12 protein-coding genes are annotated in these 14099 nt (G+C 69.5%); 2 read left to right on the top strand and 10 right to left on the bottom strand.

The features are described from left to right. The first annotated feature begins 45 nt into the window (after positions 1-45). The gene (locus ACFQS2_RS10705) at positions 46-1605 is read left to right on the top strand and encodes an alanine/glycine:cation symporter family protein (protein ID WP_377793767.1); all 1560 of its coding nucleotides are present in this window, start codon (positions 46-48) and stop codon (positions 1603-1605) included. A gap of 130 nt (positions 1606-1735) precedes the next feature. On the opposite strand, the gene ACFQS2_RS10700 is transcribed toward ACFQS2_RS10705, so the two are convergent. After that, positions 1736-2740, bottom strand: a complete 1005-nt coding sequence (locus ACFQS2_RS10700; RefSeq protein ID WP_377793766.1) for an aldo/keto reductase family protein — start codon at positions 2738-2740, stop codon at positions 1736-1738. 42 nt (positions 2741-2782) lie between these two features. After that, a complete protein-coding gene (locus ACFQS2_RS10695; protein ID WP_377793765.1) occupies positions 2783-3466 on the bottom strand; it encodes a MerR family transcriptional regulator in 684 nt (227 codons plus the stop codon). 114 nt (positions 3467-3580) lie between these two features. Here ACFQS2_RS10695 and ACFQS2_RS10690 point away from each other — a divergent pair, with 114 nt between their 5' ends. Further along, the gene (locus tag ACFQS2_RS10690) at positions 3581-4108 is read left to right on the top strand and encodes a DUF4188 domain-containing protein (RefSeq protein ID WP_377793764.1); all 528 of its coding nucleotides are present in this window, start codon (positions 3581-3583) and stop codon (positions 4106-4108) included. On the opposite strand, the gene ACFQS2_RS10685 is transcribed toward ACFQS2_RS10690, so the two are convergent. The 8 genes from ACFQS2_RS10685 to ACFQS2_RS10650 all read right to left on the bottom strand — a co-directional run bounded on the left by ACFQS2_RS10685 (position 4009) and on the right by ACFQS2_RS10650 (position 13870). Next, positions 4009-4281 (bottom strand): maleylpyruvate isomerase N-terminal domain-containing protein, encoded by a 273-nt coding sequence (locus tag ACFQS2_RS10685; RefSeq protein ID WP_377793762.1) that lies wholly within the window; start codon positions 4279-4281, stop codon positions 4009-4011. The genes ACFQS2_RS10690 and ACFQS2_RS10685 overlap by 100 nt on opposite strands. Beyond that, positions 4278-5441, bottom strand: a complete 1164-nt coding sequence (locus tag ACFQS2_RS10680; protein WP_377793761.1) for an FAD-dependent monooxygenase — start codon at positions 5439-5441, stop codon at positions 4278-4280. The genes ACFQS2_RS10685 and ACFQS2_RS10680 overlap by 4 nt, the downstream gene beginning before the upstream one ends. Positions 5442-5663: 222 nt before the next feature. After that, positions 5664-6995: an oligosaccharide MFS transporter gene (locus tag ACFQS2_RS10675; protein ID WP_377793760.1), complete on the bottom strand. Its 1332-nt coding sequence runs from the start codon at positions 6993-6995 to the stop codon at positions 5664-5666. Continuing rightward, the gene (locus ACFQS2_RS10670; RefSeq protein ID WP_377793758.1) at positions 6992-8017 is read right to left on the bottom strand and encodes a family 43 glycosylhydrolase; all 1026 of its coding nucleotides are present in this window, start codon (positions 8015-8017) and stop codon (positions 6992-6994) included. The genes ACFQS2_RS10675 and ACFQS2_RS10670 overlap by 4 nt, the downstream gene beginning before the upstream one ends. Before the next feature lie 271 nt (positions 8018-8288). Then, complete coding sequence (locus ACFQS2_RS10665; protein WP_377793756.1) at positions 8289-9104, bottom strand: SRPBCC domain-containing protein; 816 nt, start codon at positions 9102-9104, stop codon at positions 8289-8291. Between the two features lie 109 nt (positions 9105-9213). Further along, positions 9214-9831 carry an ArsR/SmtB family transcription factor gene (locus ACFQS2_RS10660; RefSeq protein WP_377793754.1) on the bottom strand — a complete coding sequence of 206 codons (618 nt, stop codon included), beginning with the start codon at positions 9829-9831 and terminating at the stop codon, positions 9214-9216. A gap of 152 nt (positions 9832-9983) precedes the next feature. Next, positions 9984-12110: an ABC transporter ATP-binding protein gene (locus tag ACFQS2_RS10655; protein ID WP_377793753.1), complete on the bottom strand. Its 2127-nt coding sequence runs from the start codon at positions 12108-12110 to the stop codon at positions 9984-9986. Beyond that, entirely contained in the window at positions 12107-13870 is a 1764-nt protein-coding gene (locus ACFQS2_RS10650; RefSeq protein WP_377793751.1) for an ABC transporter ATP-binding protein, read from the bottom strand. The genes ACFQS2_RS10655 and ACFQS2_RS10650 overlap by 4 nt, the downstream gene beginning before the upstream one ends. Between the last annotated feature and the right edge of the window lie 229 nt (positions 13871-14099).

The following is a 14099-nucleotide window of genomic DNA, read 5'->3' as shown; positions in this document are numbered from 1 at the left end:
GTGTCGACGTCGCCACCGCTTCCTCAATGCCTCAGGAGGGCTGACATGACTTTCGCCGACGTGGTCGGGATGCTGAACGGGGTGGTCTGGGCTCTGCCCTTGGTCATCCTGTTGCTGCTGGCCGGCCTCTACTTCACCCTGCGCACCGTGTTCCTGCAGATCCGGTGCATCCCGGATATGGTCTCGCAGCTGAAGAAGGGCGAGTCCTCCCCCGACGGCACGTCCTCCTTCCAGTCCCTCATGATGTCCCTGGCCGGCCGCGTGGGCATGGGCAACATCGGCGGCGTCGCCACGGCGATCGCCCTCGGCGGCCCCGGCGCCGTGTTCTGGATGTGGGTGATCGCGCTGCTCGGCGCCGCGACCTCCTTCATCGAGTGCACCCTGGGCCAGATCTACAAGGAGAAGGACCTCGACACCGGCGAGTACCGAGGTGGCCCGGCATATTACATCGAGAAGGCGTACAAGCACACCGCCGCCGCTCCGGTCTTCAAGGTCTACGCGGCCGCGTTCGCGGTGCTCACCATCATCGCCATGTGCTTCTTCCTGCCGGGCGTGCAGGGCAACGGCGTCTCCTCGGCCGTCTTCGAGGCCTGGAACATCCCGCACTGGATGACCGCCGTCGGCCTGATCATCCTGCTGGCCTTCATCATCATCGGCGGCGTCAAGCGCATCGCGCACTTCGCGATGATCGTGGTGCCGATCATGGCGATCCTGTACATCATCCTGGCGCTGGTCGTGTTCTTCGTGAACTTCGACCAGATCGGCCACGTCTTCGGCACCATCTTCTCCAGCGCCTTCGGCATGAACGCGGCCTTCGGCGCGATCGTGGGCAAGGCCATCGAGATGGGCGTCAAGCGCGGCCTGTACTCCAACGAGGCCGGCCAGGGCACGGGCCCGCACGCGGCGGCAGCCGCCGAGGTCTCCCACCCCGCCAAGCAGGGCTTCGCGCAGTCCTTCGCGGTCTACGTCGACACCCTGTTCGTGTGCACCGCCACCGCGTTCCTGATCATTTCGACGAACATGTACCAGGTGTTCGCGCTCGACGAGGAGACGGTGCTGTACCAGGGCGCCATCCCCGAGGGCACCGACTACGGCCCCGAGTACGCGCAGAACGGTTTCGAGACCGTCTTCCAGGGCCTCGGGCCGACGTTCGTGGCGATCGCCCTGTTCTTCTTCGCCTTCACCACGATCGTGGCCTACTACTACATGGCCGAGGTCAACCTGACCTACCTCAACCGCTTCATCCCCAGCCGCACCGTGCGCCGCGTGCTGATCCGCTGCCTGCAGGCGCTGATCCTGGTCTCGGTGGTCTACGGCTCGGTCGCCACCACCGGTGACGCCTGGGCGCTCGGGGACGTCGGCGTGGGCCTGATGGCCTGGCTGAACGTCGTCGCGATCCTCATCATGCAGGGACCGGCGCTGAAGGCCTTGAAGGACTACCAGCAGCAGAAGAAGCAGGGGCTGGATCCGCAGTTCGACCCGCGCAACGTCGGCATCCGCAACGCCGAGTTCTGGGAGCTGCGGGCCGACGGGCTGATCACGCCCGGCGCCACCGGCGAGGAGATCGCGGGCCGCACCAAGGGCCCGGAGACCCGCCCGCTCTGAGAGCCCGCACTGCGGTGAACCGACGCCTCTGAACCGGCGCGGCACGAGCTCCACACAGAGACGACGGCCCGGCCCCACATCGGGGCCGAGCCGTCGTCGTCTTCCGGGCGATGAGCCCGGGCGAGGAGTCTCAGGCGAGGCGCTGCGCCGGGGAGACCGTCTTGGCGGGATCCATCTCGGGGATGTCGCCGAGGACCTCGTCGATGCGGGCCTTGACGTCCGCATCGAGGGTGACGCCGGCGGCCTTGACGTTCTCGGTGACCTGCTCGGGCCGTGAGGCGCCGATGATGGCGCCGGCGACGTTGTCGTTGGAGAGCACCCAGGCCACGGCGAGCTGCGCCGGGGTCAGGCCCTGCTCCTCGGCGATCGGCAGCAGGCCCTGGACCGCCTCGAGCACCGGGTCGTTCAGGAAGCGCTTGATCATGTCCGCGCCGCCCTTCTCGTCCCGCGCCCGCGAACCCTCCGGCGGCTCCGCGCCCGGCTTGTACTTACCGGTGAGGATGCCCTGCGCGATCGGGGACCACACGATCTGGGAGACGCCGAGCTCGCGCGAGGTCGGCACCACGCGCTCCTCGATCACGCGCCACAGCATCGAGTACTGCGGCTGGTTCGAGATCAGCTGGATGCCGAGCTCGCGGGCCAGCTGGTGGCCGGCGCGGATCTGATCCGCGTTCCACTCGGAGACGCCGATGTAGAGGGCCTTGCCGGAGTGGACCACGTCGGCGAAGGCCTGCATGGTCTCCTCCAGCGGCGTCGCGCAGTCGTAGCGATGAGCCTGGTAGAGGTCGACGTAATCGGTCTGCAGCCGCTGCAGCGACCCGTCGATGGACTCGAGGATGTGCTTGCGCGACAGGCCGGTGTCGTTGTGCCCCTTGGGGCCGGTGGGGAAGTAGACCTTGGTGAAGATCTCCAGCGACTCGCGCCGCTCCCCCTTGAGGGCCTCGCCGAGTACGACCTCCGCCGCCGTGTTGGCGTAGGTGTCGGCGGTGTCGAAGGTGCTGATGCCGGCGTCGAGGGCGGCCTGCACGCACGCGCGGGCGCGGTCGTCCTCGACCTGGGAGGCGTGGGTCAGCCAGTTGCCGTAGATGATTTCGCTGATCTTGAGGCCGCTGCGGCCGAGATGACGATGTTCCATACCTCCCAGCCTACGTCGCAGCGGCCGATCAGGCAGGGGTGTTCACCCGGGCTCCTGCTCGCCCCGGATCGCGACCTGGCGCTGGGCGAGCAGGCGCAGAGTGGCCAGCATCGGCTCGGTCATGACGGTGCCGACGATGACTCGGCGCACCGCGTCGTCCGCCCCGGTCGGCACGGACGCCACATCGATCCGGGCGACATGCTCGACGGCGTCGGCGTAGTCGTCGAGCATGGCCTCGTCCACCTCGATCCCTGCCGCGCCGCACGCCTCCCAGGCCCGCTCGAGCCGTTCCAGGAGCGGATCGACCGGGTCGGCGGACCAGCCGCGGCGCGAGGCCCACCGCCGCGCGCGCCCGTCAAGCCCGGCGGGATCAGCGCGGCCCTCTGCTCGCTCGTGATCCTGATCGGTCGCGGCCGCCCGTCCTCGCTCCGCTTCCGCGTGGGCGGCTCCGCTGCCCACGAGAGCGTTGTGCGCGGTGGCCAGGACGTGGTGGCGCTGCGGATCCGGCGCGTCGATCGCGACGACGACCCGGCGCACGGCCGCGATGCCCAGCCCACCCGCGTCGGTCAGGGCCCGCACCAGGCGGATCCGCTCGACGTGGGACTCGTCGTACTCGGCGGTGGTGCGGGAGGTCTGACGGCCCGGGGCCAGCAAGCCCTCTCGCAGGTAGTACTTGATGGTGCCGACGGGCACGCCGGTCCGTTCCGCGAGGGCGGAGATCCTCATCGTGTCACCTTCTGTCGTGCTTCCTCGGGCCCAGACACGGAAACCCCTTGACGTGGGGACGGGTCCGGCCCACTCTTAGAAAGTAGCACTCTCTAATCTCGCGAGGAGCGCGCCATGGCCCGTCAGCCGGACTCTGTCACACCTACCCGCCCGCCGAACCTCACCCATGCCCCGATCGGCGGGGTCGTGGTGTTCAACATCGGCATGACCATTCACAAGCCGTGGCGACCGGACCTCTGGCTGCCGGTCGCCGCGGAGATGCCCCGGATGCTCGCCGAGCTCCAGCGCAACCGCGCCGCCTCCGAGCGGGGCGAGGCCGAGGACCTGGGGTTCCTCAGCGCCGAGAACCTGCTGGGACCGAAGGGGCCGTGGGTGGTGCAGTACTGGAAGAGCGTCGAGCACCTCTACCAGTACGCGCGGATGACCTCCCGCGCCCACATGCCGGCGTGGAAGCGGTTCAACGCGGCGGCTCGGAAGAATCCCGGAGCCGTCGGGATCTGGCACGAGACCTTCGAGGTTCCCGCCTCGGGAATCGAGACCTTCTACGGCAACGGCGCCGAGGTGGGCCTGGCCAAGGCCGCCGGCTCGGCGCCGCTGGCCTCGCGCGGGCGCACCGCCCGCGAGCGGCTGGGCCGGGCGTGAGCCACCTTCCGGGCAGACTTCCTGGCCACCACGTCGTGGACCGTCCACCCCGCGCACAGCGACCCCTGCGCCCACTGCTCCCGCGACAGCGCCTGCAGGTCCTCGGTGAGGGCTGCATGTTCGCGCGCGAGCACGTCGTCGCGCCGGCGGTCCACGGGGCAGGTTCCTCTCATGCCCCGATGAACTGCGGGGCGAGCAGGCGGCTGACACCCGGGATGCTGAGGGTGCGCCGCGCGACCTGCTGGACGCGCAGTTGCACGCCGTTGGCCGGGATGAACGAGGCGGCGCTGCGACGCCCGGCGCGCTGGGCCCGTTCGACGACCGGACGCCACCGCCGCTCATAGTCGCGCAGGCCCACCTCGACGTGCGGCCCTGCCGCGCGCAGGGAGCGGGCGAGCGCCTCCGCGCCGGCGACGGCGAGCGATGTCCCCTGGCCCGCGAGCAGCGAGACCGCATGGGCGGCATCCCCGGCAAGGACCACCCGACCGCGGCTCCACGTCGGGGCGGCCGATTGGGCGACGAGGTCGTCGTAGAACGACGCTGGTGCTTGCTCCAGCGCCGTATCCACCAGCGGGTGGAGCCCGGAGAACTCCGCGCGCAGACGCGAGGGATCCGGTTCCGGTCGCTCCGTGAGGCGTCGGTCGACGCGCTGGGCGCACAGGACGCCGATCCGGCCCGCGCCTGCGGCGTACATCCCGCCGATCCGCTGGATGGTGTCGGTCATCAGGGCATGGTTCCCGAGTTCGTCGGCGAGCTCCGGGGCCTCGAGGAGGTAGCTGGCCGCCCGGTACCCCATCGGCACGATCTCGCCGTGGCCGGGGGCGACATGTTCACGGAACGGGGAGCGCACGCCGTCGCAGGCGACGACGAGGTCGGATTCGAGGGTGGCTCCGTCGGCGGTCTCCACCACGGCGCGGGCCGGATCCATGGCGCCGCTGAGGGCCGCGTCGCGCACTGCGACGGCGCGCTGCCCGTAGCGGACGTCCACGGAGGCCGGGAGCTGTGCGAGCAGGCCCAGCTCCACCTCCGGCCGCAGGATGGAGAAGTAGCGGCCGCCGGCGGCCTCGACCAGGGGGCCGACGTCGATGGTCCCGCTCGGGGTGCCGTCGGGCCGGGCGAAGCGCACCCCGTCGAAGACGTTCCCGCGGGAACGCAGTTCCTCGAGGATGCCCATCCGCTCGGCGGCGAGGAATCCAGGACCGAAGAAGTCGATCATGTACCCGCCGCCGCGCGGCCCCGGGGAGGCCTCCAGCACGGTGACGTCGTGGTCCGGGGCGAGTTCGTGGGCGAGGGCGAGGCCGCTGACCCCGCCGCCGATGATCGTGACCTCCATGGTCTCGAACCTACTCCGCCGGTCGCTGCCGGCGAAGGGGTTCCACCGACACGATTATTCTGCGGCGTGACATTCCGCCGCCACGGAGGCAGGACCGCACCGCTGCGTCGATGCGACCCGGCCCTGCTCTCCGGACACACGGTCACCGGCCCGGGGACGCCAGCCGGCTCCGGCGCCGCCACCGTCTCAGGCGCCGCCACCGATTCAGGCGCCGCCACTTGTTCAGGCGTCGACCGGCTCGCGCTCCCGGGCACCGGCGTCGCTGCCGTCGGCCGCCGCATGGGGCCTGTCATCCTCCATCAGCACCCCGGCGATGCCGGTGACGGCCAGCACCACCACGCCCATGATCAGGTACGAGGAGCTGAAGCCGATGAAGTCGTAGGCGGAGCCGAAGACCCACGAGAAGATCACGATGCCCACCTGCTTGGCCATGTTGAAGCCGATCATGTAGGCGGTCGCGGAGATGCGCACGTCGAACATGCGGGTGATGTACTTCATCACCGCGATGAGCATCAGCGGCATCTCCACCGCTGCCAGCAGCCGCCACAGCACCAGCATGGAGGTCTGGGTGAACAGCGCCGAACCGACCACTCGCACCACCAGCACCAGGGCGAACAGCTGCAGTCCGCGCTTCGCGCCGATCCGGTTGATCACGAACGGCATCGCGATCATCACCAGCGCCTCGAGGAGGATCTGCGCGAACACGACGCGGGAGAACAGCACCTGCGGGTCGAGCTCCCCCACCGCGAAGCGCGCGAAGTAGTTCGGGAACTGCTGGTCGAACACGTCATAGAGGGCGGCGGCGCCGAACATCAGCACCATGAATCCCACGAACGAGCGGTTGCGCAGCAGCTCCAGCAGCACGCGCTTGTCGATCTTCGCGCGGGGAGCGTCGCGGGACTCGTCCGCGTTCAGCGCCGCGTACCCGGGGTCGCCGGGCTTCGGCGTGCGCGCCACCAGCAGCAGCGCGCCCAGCACGATCGCGGAGAAGGTGCCGGCCCACCAGATGCTGTTCGGGTTCGAGGCCCAGATGAACCCGCCGACGAGAGACGCAATGGCCCCGGCGACCGAGCCGAACAGCCTCACGTGCCCGTACTCGAAGCGGTGCGCGCGGGAGTTGCGCTCGTTGAAGGTCTCGACGATTCCCACGCCCGCGTTCAGGGTCAGGGACAGGAACAGGCCACCCAGCACGGCGCCCAGCACCTGGTTGACGTCGACCAGCGGCGTGAACACGAAGGCGAAGAACGGACCCATCAGGGCGCCGACCAGGACCACGAACGCGAACAGGTGCTTCCGGAAGCCGAGTCGGTCCTGGAGGACGCCGTAGACGGGCTGCAGGCAGAACGCCGTCAGCGCCATCACGGAGTTCAGCAGGCCGATGTTGCCGTACGACATGCCCGCTTCGACCTCGAGCCAGCGGCTGAGGAAGGTGAAGGCGAGCTGCCAGATCGCGAAGTAGAAGAAGAACAGGCCGCCGAAGTTCCAGAACGCCGGCTTGCGCACCGGGTTCGCGCGGTCAGGGACGTCGGCTGCGGGGGCGGTACGGCGGCTCATGCGCGCTCTCCGTCCGGGGTCAGGATCTCGGTCGAGGTCGGGGCGGGGCGGGTGGCGGGAGCCGGGGTGCCCCACTGCGGAGTGCCGTCCTCGGCGAAGGACAGCACCTGCGCGCAGGCGTGACGGTTCGGGTCGCGCAGCGGGTCGCCGGCGATCTCGGTGTAGGTGCGGGCGTGGTAGACGAGCACGACGTCGCCGCCCGGAGTGGTGGTGAAGGAGTTGTGCCCCGGTCCGTAGCGGTCCACCGACGGATCGGAGAGGAAGATCGGCTCGGGGGACTTGGTCCAGGAATCAGGGGACAACAGATCGGCGTCGACGTCAGCGGTGAGCAGGCCCATCGCGTATTCGACGCCGGTGGCCGCGGCGGAGTACGTCAGCAGCACGCGCCCGTCGCGCACCAGCACGGCGGGTCCCTCGTTGACCGAGAAGCCGACGCGCTCCCAGTCGTACTCGGGGCGGCTCAGCTCCACCGGCTCGGTGGCCAGGGTCCACGGATTCTCCATCCGGGCGATGTAGAGGTTGGAGTGCCCCTCGACCTCCGGATGCTGCTGCGCCCAGATCAGGTACTGGCACCCGTCCACCTCGACGCTGGTGGCGTCGAGGGCGAACGACTCCCACCCGGTGCGGATCTGTCCCCGCTCGACCCACTCCCCGCTCAGCGGATCCGCCGCGGTGTTCTCGAGCACGTACATGCGGTGGTTGAAGGTGTCATCCATGCCGGGCGCGTCGACGACCACGTCCTCATCGGGGGCGGCGGCGAAGTAGATGTACCAGGCCCCGCCCACCCGGTGGATCTCCGGGGCCCAGATGAGGTGGGACAGCGGCCCCTCTTCGTGGCGGCGCCAGATCGTGGTCTCCTCGGCAGACTGCAGATCATCCAGATGCGCGGCGCGCCGCAGGATGATCCGGTCGTAGAGGGGATGCGAGGCGGTGAAGAAGTACTCGTCGCCGTGCCGGAGCACGCAGGGGTCTGCGCGCTGCAGCACCAGCGGATTCATGGTCGGTGCGTCGCTGCGGGTCATGCCATTCCTTCGTCGAGGGTGGGCGACCCGGCCGCTGAGCCGCGCGGCAGGGCACCCGAGCCCTCCGCGACTCGGCATCCGGGTCACCCGCGGCTCGTCCTTTGAGCCGCGATGCACTCACGACGGTAAACGATGTAAATCACTCCCGGCGCAACGACCGAGCCCAGGTCAGGCGGTATCGATACGAATCCGCACCGTCCGTGACGTGCTGCCCGAAAACACCTCTGACCAGGGCTTCTCGGTGAGCAACGTCACATGGTCACGGTGATCGTCACGGCGACCCGGAACGGCGTCCGGAGCGGCGCTGCGCCGACCGGCGCGAACCTGCTCCCCGCTCGCGCGCGGCCAGGGAGACCGACCCGGCCCCTTCTGACGCGTACACCCGCTCCAGCCAGTCCTTCCAGGCCTGCTGGGTCACCTCCCGATCCACGTCCTCGGTGTAGAGGTAGTGACCGACGGCGACGGGAAGTCCCATCGCCGCTCTGCCGTGGAAGCGGTAGAGGCCGTCGGCGGCGCGCAGGCCGATGAAATCCTCGCCCGGGCGCGAGTAGTCCACTTCGCCCTTGAGCTGCGGAAGGCCCTCCGGGGTCAGCGTCAACTGCTGACCGACCTCGACGGGTCCGTCGACACCGAGAGCCCGCTCGAGCTGCGTCCATGCCTCGGGGCTCGAGGAGGAGGCGGGCCCTTCGGCGACGACGAAGGTCGCGGGACGGTCGGCGAAGTGCTTGAGGTACTCGGCCAGGGTGTGGAAGTACATGTCCCACCCCTGCGCGGTCATCTCGCCGAAGTCGAACTCGGCGTCCCAGTCGTCCCCGAGGTAGCCGCTGTGGACGAACCGGAGGGTGGTGGTGCTGCCGTCACGGGCCTCGACGATGTACTCGAAGGCGTGGAACGCGCCGTTCTCCGCCTCGGGGGTGCGCAGGGCGAAGCGCTCCGGCTCCTGGATCTCCACGTCCATCCCGTCCTGGGAGGCGTACGGATCGGGGGACCAGGCGGCCTGTCCCTCGGGGGTGGCGATCGCTCGCCAGACCTGCTCCGGGGTCGCCTCCAGGACGACCTCCTTGCGGACCTCGAACTCCTTGGACATGGCTGTTCTCCTCATCGGTGGGTGGTGAGCGGTGCGTCGGCGGGCTAGCGGGGCGTCACGTGGGTGGGGGCGTCAGTGGATGCGGCGCGTCACGTGGGTGGGCGGTGCGTCAGTGGATGGGCGGGGCACTACGGTCGGCAGGCACGGCGGGGTGCGTCGCCACGACGAGGCGGTAGAGCTTCCCCTCTCCCCCACCCTCCGCGGGCTTTTCGCGGTGGTACTTGGCGACGAGGTCGGTGATCGTGGTCGTCAGCTCCTCGGTGAAGGCGGCACGGTCCGCGGCCGAGGCGAAGCGGATCTCCCCGTCCATCGCGTAGGTCGCCACCGGCCTGTTCGCCCTCTGCGCCCCCGTCAGCAGCGTGCCCACATCCCGCACGAGACGGGACGAGAGTGCCAGCAGCCAGCGGGCCGAGAGCCGGTCCGGCGATCGCGCCGGATCCGGCTGCATGTCCCCCAGCGCGCCGGGGGAGATCACGTACGAGGCGGCCGATGCCTGAAGCACCCGTTCGGTGAAGTTGCCTCGCCGGCGCTCCTCGACGAGCTCGACCAGGCCGTGCTGCTCGAGCACGCGCAGGTGATAGTTGACCTTCTGCCGCGGCATACCGAGCTGGGCGGCAAGCGTCGAGGCGGAGCCGGGCTCGCTCAGCGCCGCCAGCATCCGCCCCCGCATCGGGTCCAGCGAGGCCTCCGCCGCGGCGGCATCGTCGATCGTCTCCACATCGTGCATGACCCTAGACTCCGCCCGACAAATTAATTTGTCAAGGCCTATCGTCCCGTCGCGCTCCGAAAGGTTCCACCTGGATGGAACCTTTCGGAGCATGCCGCCAGAGCCGGCCGGAAAAGCCGCCTGAGACGAACCGCCGGTGCGTGCTCCCGCGGTCAGCCGGCCGGGGTGGCGTCGGGGTCCACGGCAGAGATCTCACCGGTCACGGCGGTCGAGACCTCCAGCAGCGACTCGTCCTCATCCGGATCCACGCCGGCGGCGAACTGCGACCAGTAGAGGCGGTGGTAGGCGCCCTCGGCCTCGAGCAGCTGCTCGTGGGAGCCCTGCTCGACGATGTCGCCGTGCTCCATCACCAGGATCACGTCGGCGTCACGGATGGTGGAGAGGCGGTGGGCGATCACGAAGCTGGTGCGGTCGGTGCGCAGCGCCGCCATCGCCTCCTGGACGAGGACCTCGGTGCGGGTGTCGACCGAGGAGGTGGCCTCGTCGAGGATCAGCAGGGCGGGGTCGGCGAGGAAGGCGCGGGCGATGGTGATCAGCTGGCGCTCCCCGGCGGAGATGTTCGCGCCCTCGTCCTCGATCGCCGTCTCGTAGCCGTCGGGCAGGGTGCGCACGAAGCGGTCCACGAAGGTGGCGGTCGCCGCGGCGATCACCTCGTCGTCGGTGGCGTCGAGCCGGCCGTAGCGGATGTTGTCCATGATGGTCCCGCCGAACAGCACCGCGTCCTGCAGCACCATGCCGATCTGGCTGCGCACGGCCCCGCGGTCCAGGGCGCGGATGTCCACCCCGTCCAGCCGGATCTGGCCGGCGTCGATCTCGTAGAACCGCATGATCAGGTTGACCAGGGTGGTCTTGCCGGCGCCGGTGGGGCCGACGATGGCGACGGTCTGGCCGGGCTCGGCGGTCAGCGAGAGGTCGGTGATCAGCGGGGCGTCCGGGGTGTAGGAGAAGGCGACGTGGTCGAACTCGACGTGGCCGCGGGTGGGGGTGGCCAGCTCGGCGCGCTCGATGCGCTGGGTGGCGGGTTCGCCGTCGGGCCCGGTGACGGTGGTGGTGATCTCCCCGTCGGCCTCCTGCTCCTCGGCGTCCAGCAGCTCGAAGATCCGCTCGGCGGAGGCGACACCGGAGATCAGCATGTTGGCCATGCCGGCCACCTCGCCCAGCGGCGCGTTGAACTCGCGCGAGTACTGGATGAAGGCGGTGACCTGGCCCAGCGACATCTGGCCGGCAGCGATCCGCAGCCCGCCCACCACGGCGATGCCCACGTAGCCGAGGTAGGTCACCCATTGCATGATCGGCATGATCATCCCGGAGTAGAACTGCGCCTTGAACGACGCCTCCCACAGCTCCTCGTTGCGGGTGTCGAACTGCTCGCGCATGCTGTCCTGCCGGTCGAAGACGGTGACCAGGTCGTGCCCGGTGAAGGATTCCTCGACGTGGCCGTTCAGCCGTCCGGTGTGGCGCCACTGCGCGGTGAACAGCTTCTGGGACTTCGAGCCGATGAAGCCGATGACCACCCCGGAGATCGGCAGGGCCACCAGGGCGATGAGCGCCAGCTGCCAGGAGAGCCAGAACATCATCGTGGTGATGCCGATGATGGTCAGCACGGCGTACACGAGCGAGGCGAAGGCCTGCTGCAGGGCCTGCTGGACGTTGTCGACGTCGTTCGTGGTGCGCGAGAGCAGGTCGCCGCGCTGGCGGGTGTCGAAGTAGCTCAGCGGCAGCCGGTTGACCTTGGCCTCGATCCGCTGGCGCAGCCGGTAGACGATCCGCATGACGATGTCGTTCAGCAGCCGGCCCTGCAGCCAGTCGAACACCGAGGCGATGACGTACATGCCGATCACGATCAGCAGCAGCCGGCCCAGCTGCGAGAAGTCCACTCCCCCGTCGCCGAAGGCGCCGTCGGCGATGACGTCCATCGCGTTGCCGAGAATGGTGGGCGCCCACACGCTGAGGCCGGTGGAGATGAGCCCGAAGACGAGCACCACGGTCAGGGCCAGCTTGTGATCGCTGAACGTGCCGACCAGGCGCAGGGTCGAGGGCCAGAAGGCCTTGGCCTTGCGGGGCGCGGACTCGCCCCATTCGCTGCTGACGGAGTCCTGGAGCTCCAGGATCTCGTCCTCGGTCAGCTCCGAGCCGGCGGCGGCGGTGCTCGAGGCGACGGCGCCGGGGGCGGTCTCGGGGGCCGACGGGGAGCTGGACACCGGCGGCTTGCTGTTCGCGGTCCGGTTCTCCTCGACCTGGCCCTCATCCTCCGGCCGGTCCTGGTTCTCGGGGCTCATGCCGGCTCCTCCGCGGTGATCTGGGAGTCGACGATCTCCCGGTAGGTCTGCGAGCTCTCCAGCAGCTGCTCGTGGGTGCCGCGGCCGACGATCCGGCCCTGCTCGAGCACGAGGATCTGGTCGGCGCCGGTGATGGTGGAGATGCGCTGGGCGACGATGATCGTGGTCGCGCCCCGGGTGCGCTCGGCCAGCCCTTCGCGCACCTTGGCGTCGGTGGTGACGTCGAGGGCGGAGAAGGAGTCGTCGAAGACGTACACCCGCGGCTGGGCGACCAGGGTGCGGGCGATGCACAGCCGCTGACGCTGGCCGCCGGAGACGTTGGTGCCGCCCTGGGAGACGGCGGAGTCCAGTCCGGTGCGGGCCTGCTCGCCCTCCCCCGTCGTCCGGGCGGCGACGAAGTCGGTGGCCTGCGCGGTCTCCAGGGCGTGCCAGAGCTCGGCGTCGGTGGCGTCAGGGTCACCGAAGCGCAGGTTGTGACCGATGGTCCCGGAGAACAGGTACGGCTTCTGGGGGACGAGGCCGACGGTCCGGGAGATGGTCGCGCGCGAGAGCTCGGTGACCGGGACGCCGTCGAGCAGCACCTGACCGGTGGTGGCGTCGTGCAGCCGGGGGATCAGGTTGACCAGCGTGGTCTTGCCGGATCCGGTGGAACCGATGATCGCCGTGGTGCGACCGGCCTCGGCGGTGAAGCTGACGCCGTCGACGACGGGGGCGTCCGCACCCGGGTAGGAGAAGGTGACGTCTCGGAACTCGACGGTGGCTCCGCCGCCGCGGGCCGGCAGCTCGACCGGCTCGGTGGGCTCGGCGAGGGTGGGGACGGTGTCGAGGACCTCGGCGATGCGGCGCCCGCTGATGATCGCGCGCGGGAACATCATGAACATGAAGGTGCCCATCATGACCGCCATGAGGATCTGCAGCAGGTACTGCATGAACGCGGTCAGGGAGCCGACGTCGACCAGGCCGTCGGCGACCCGGTGCCCGCCGAACCAGAGCACGGCGGCGGTGGCCAGGTGCAGCACCACGGTGATGGCGGGGCCCATGATCACGAACAGCCGGCCGATCCGCACCGAGGTGTCGGTCAGGGTGGCGTTGGCGTCGGTGAAGCGCTGGGTCTCGTGGTCCTCGCGGACGAAGGCGCGCACGACGCGGATGCCCATGATCTGCTCACGCATCACGCCGTTGATCGAGTCGATGTTGGCCTGCATGCGCTGGAACAGCGGCATGAGCTCCTTGATCAGCAGGCCCACGATCACCATCAGCACCGGCACCGCCACCCAGACCAGCCAGGACAGCCCCGGGTCCTCCTGGATCGCCATGATGATGCCGCCGATCGACATGATCGGCACCATGACCATGAAGTTCAGGGTCATCAGCACCAGCATCTGGACCTGCTGGACATCGTTCGTGCCGCGGGTGATGAGGGTGGGCGCCCCGAAGCGGCCCATCTCCTCGGTGGAGAAGCGGTCGACCCGGGTGTAGATCGAGCGGCGGATGTCGCGGCCCATGCCCATGGCGACGCGGGCACCGAACCAGACCGACGCAATCGCGGTGACCAGCTGGATCATCGCCACGCCGAGCATGACGCCGCCGACGCGCCAGATGTAGTCGGTGTCCCCCGTCGCCACGCCCTGATCGATGATGTCGGCGTTGAGGCTGGGCAGGTACAGCGTGGCCAGGATCGTGGCCAGCTGCAGGATCACCACGGCGATCACGTGGGGCACGTAGGGACGGAGGTGGCGCCTGATCAGCGTCCAGAGCATGGAAGACCTTCGAAGTTCGTCGGGCATCGTCGCGGCGGCATCACCGGATGACCGTATCGGCGGGGGCGGACAGATCGTGACCGGCCGGAACGTCGACCGGCCGCACAAGACTCGTGACCGTGGGGAGGCCTCTTCCTGCCCGGTCGAGCGGGTCCTGACCGGACGAGCGGGAGGAGAAGACAGCGGCCCGACTCATCCTGCCCCATCGACCCTGGGATCGACATGGGGT

Source organism: Brachybacterium sp. GCM10030267 (genome assembly GCF_042666875.1).
Classification (GTDB): domain Bacteria; phylum Actinomycetota; class Actinomycetes; order Actinomycetales; family Dermabacteraceae; genus Brachybacterium.
The sequence above is the reverse complement of the archived record's forward strand: the minus strand, read 5'-3'. Positions and strand labels throughout refer to the sequence as shown.